The sequence below is a fragment of the Streptomyces sp. NPDC054840 genome (assembly GCF_053611065.1).
Window position 1 is genome coordinate 1 of record NZ_JBSGZP010000744.1, and the last position, 3,352, is coordinate 3,352.

At 70.2% G+C, this 3,352-nt stretch carries 2 protein-coding genes; one reads left to right on the forward strand and one right to left on the reverse strand.

Features of this window, described 5'->3' with window-relative positions; all coding sequences use genetic code 11:
- Window positions 1-2,220 (reverse strand): MMPL family transporter (locus tag ACWGIU_RS33285; RefSeq protein WP_453711833.1); only part of this gene is annotated, 2,220 nt, incomplete at its 3' end.
- 551 nt (window positions 2,221-2,771) lie between these two features.
- Here ACWGIU_RS33285 and ACWGIU_RS33290 point away from each other — a divergent pair.
- Window positions 2,772-3,008 (forward strand): MbtH family protein, encoded by a 237-nt coding sequence (locus ACWGIU_RS33290; protein ID WP_453711834.1) that lies wholly within the window; start codon window positions 2,772-2,774, stop codon window positions 3,006-3,008.
- The last annotated feature ends 344 nt before the right edge of the window (window positions 3,009-3,352 follow it).

Sequence of the window (3,352 nt, forward strand, 5' to 3'; positions counted from 1 at the left end):
GCGCTGCTGGGTGGGCAGGGCCGGGGTGGCGGTCGTCCGGCTGAGCTTCTCGCCCTCGACGTCCATGTTCGGCAGTATGCGGTCGAGCCCGCGGGGCAGCCACCAGGCAGACCGGCCGAGCATGGCGAACAGCGCCGGCACCAGGGCCATGCGGACGACGAAGGCGTCGAACAGGACGGCGATCGCGAGGCTGAAGCCGACCATCTTGACGAAGACGTTCACCTCCATGATGAAGCCGGAGAAAACGCTGACCATGATGATCGCGGCGGCCCCGACCACCCGGCCGCCGTAGCGGAACCCGGTGATCACCGCTTCGTCGGGCTGCGCCCCGTGGACGTAGGCCTCCCGCATCCGGGTCACGAGGAAGACCTCGTAGTCCATCGCGAGACCGAAGACCACACCGATCATGAAGATCGGCAGGGTACTCATGATCGGGCCCGGCTGGTCGATGCCGAAGACGTCCGAGAGCCAGCCCCACTGGAAGACGGCCACGACCGCGCCGAGGGCCGCGCTGACGGAGAGCAGGAAGCCGAGGGCCGCCTTGAGCGGGACGAGCAGCGAGCGGAAGACGAGTACGAGCAGCACGAAGGCGAGTCCGACCACCAGGCCCAGGTACGGCAGCATCGCGTCGTCGAGGGTCCGGGAGAAGTCGATGAACAGGGCGGTCTGACCGGTCACCAGGATCTCGGCGCCGTTGTCGGCTCCGAGGCCGCCCGCGATGCCCCGGATCTTCCCGACCAGTTCCTCGGTCTCGGGCTCGGCGGGGCCGGTCTTCGGGATGAGGGTGAGGACCGCGGTGTCGCCCTTGTCGTTGGGCGTGGCGGGGGTCACCGCCGCGACCCCTTCGACCTTGCCGAGCTCCTTGCCCACGGTGGCGGCCGCCGTCGCCGCGTCATCGGCCTGGACGGTGACCATCAGCGGCCCGTTGAACCCGGCTCCGAAGGACTCGGACAGCATGTCGTACGCCTTGCGCTGCGTGGTGTCCGGAGCCATGGTGCCCTCGCCCGGCAGACCGAGCCGAAGTCCGGCGGCGGGCAGGGCCACGACGCCGAGGCCCACGACACCGAGGAGCAGGACGGCCAGTGGGCGGCGGACGACGAAGGTCGCCCAGCGGGTGCCCAGGTTCGGCTTCTGGCGCGCGGCCCGCTTGTCGGCCCTGCGCTGCTGACGCTCCGTGAGCGGCTTGCCGTAGTACCGCTTGCGTTCCCTGCGGGGCATGACCTTGATCGGCGCGAAGCCCAGCAGGGCGGGGACGAGGGTGATCGCTATGAGTACGGAGACGGCGACCGTGCCGGCGGCGGCGAGGCCCATTTTGGTGAGCATCGGAATGTTCACCACGCTGAGGCCCGCGAGGGCAATGATGACGGTGAGTCCGGCGAAGACGACGGCGGAGCCGGCCGTGCCGACGGCCCGGCCCGCGGCGTCCTGGCGCTCCCGCCCCTCGGCCACCTCGGAGCGGTAGCGGGAAACGATGAACAGGGCGTAGTCGATGCCGACCGCGAGGCCGATCATCAGGGCGAGGGTGGAGGTCGTGCTGGACAGTCCGAGGGTGCTGCCGAGTGCGGCGATGGCCGCGCCGCCGATGGCGACGCCCATGAGGGCCGTCAGCAGGGACATGCCCGCGGCGATCATCGAACCGAAGGTGAGGACCAGAACGACGGCGGACACGAGGATGCCGATGCCTTCGGCACCGCCGCCGGGCGCTCCGTCCATGGTTACGGCGTCACCGCCGGCCTCGACCACCAGCCCGGTGGTCCGGGCGTCCGCGAGTGCCTTGTCGAAGCCCGTATGCGCCTCGTCGCTCACCTTGAGCGCGGAGACCTTGTACGTGGCCACGACGTACGCCGTGGTGCCGTCCTGACTGAGGGCGTCGGTCTTGAAAGGGTCGGAGGCCGACACGACGTCCGGCGCCTTGGCCAGTGCGCCGAGGAGGCTCTCCACCTTGGCCTTCTCCGCGGGATCGGAGAGCTTCGCGCCGGCGGGTGCCCGGACCACGACGCGGGCGGTCGCGCCGTCCACGCTCATGGCCGGGAACTTCTCCTTCAGCAGGTCGAAGGCCTTCTGCGACTCCGTACCCGGCATCGAGAACGTGTCGGTGGGCGGAGTCGGGGCGGTGGAGGCGGCGAAGCCGACCCCGGCGAGGACGGCGAGCCACAACAGTGACACCAGGCCTCGTCGCCGGAAGGCGAGACGGCCCACTTTGTAAAGGAAGGTGGCCATGGGACACAACTCCTGTGTGAATCGGTACGGAACGAGGAGGGAACGTCGCGGGCTGCGGGCCGCCGCGGTTCGTGACGCCAGCATGGCACACATTTGGCGCCATCGTCGCGCCATTTCTGAGCCATCGCATCGAAGTGGCCGAAAAGAAGTGTCCGATCGCCAGCAGTGAAGTCGCTCCGATGCGCAGGGGGCAGCCGACAGGCCAAGACGCCCACCACCGGAAACAAACCCGGGAAGCGCCTGCGCGCGGGACACTTGGCGCGATCGCGGAGGTCTTCGCACCTGACCGTGGCTCCCTCACGCGATCCCGCCACCCACGTCGACACCACCCCGGCCGCCATGGCGTCACGATGGCGCCATGGCGGCCCGGGCGGAGGCGGCAGGTTCGGTTTCGGGGGCGCGGGAGGGCCGGAAGCCCATTCCTGTGAACCAGGTGCGGAACGGCGGAGATTCAGGGCAGTGTGGTACCGGTGTCCCGCCAACAGGACGGCGGGAGAGGAGCATCGACGGCCGGGAATCGCATCGTGAACGGCTTGGATGGGAGTGGATTCATGGGCAGCAACCCGTTCGACGACACCGACGGCCGGTTCTACGTGGTGGTGAACGACGAGGAACAGCACTCGCTGTGGCCGTCCTTCACCGAGGTTCCCGCCGGCTGGCGCATCGTGTTCGGCGAGGAAAGCCGCGAGCGGTGCCTCGAGCACGTCGAGGCGAACTGGACCGACCTGCGGCCGAAGAGCCTGCGGGAGGCGATGACCGCGGACCCGGCTTCCGTCGGCCTCGCGTGAGGTGACCGCGGCACGGCCGAGCTCCACGGAACAGCTGCGCGCAGGCTCGCAGCCCGCGGCAGAAGGCATGCCGAAGCGGCCCGGCGCCGCCGCATACCGCCGGCGTTGCCGCTGCCCCATCGGCGGGACAGCGGCAACTCGCGGAGCTGGCGCCGAGGGCCGGTCACCGCACCGAGGTCGTGTCCGCACAGGCCCGCCTGCCCCGCGACGCCTGGCACCGCACCTCGCCGCGGGGCGCCCGCCCTTCGGTCGGCCGGGGCTACTGTGCGGACACGACCTGGGCCGTCTCTTTCGGATCTTGTCGGGTGAGCCCGGGTCGTCCGGTGCGGTGCCTCGCAAGGCGG

Excerpts from the sequence above, each read along its gene's own strand:
- ACWGIU_RS33290 (WP_453711834.1), top strand. The coding sequence starts at position 2,772 with ATGGGCAGCAACCCGTTCGACGACACCGACGGCCGGTTCTACGTGGTG.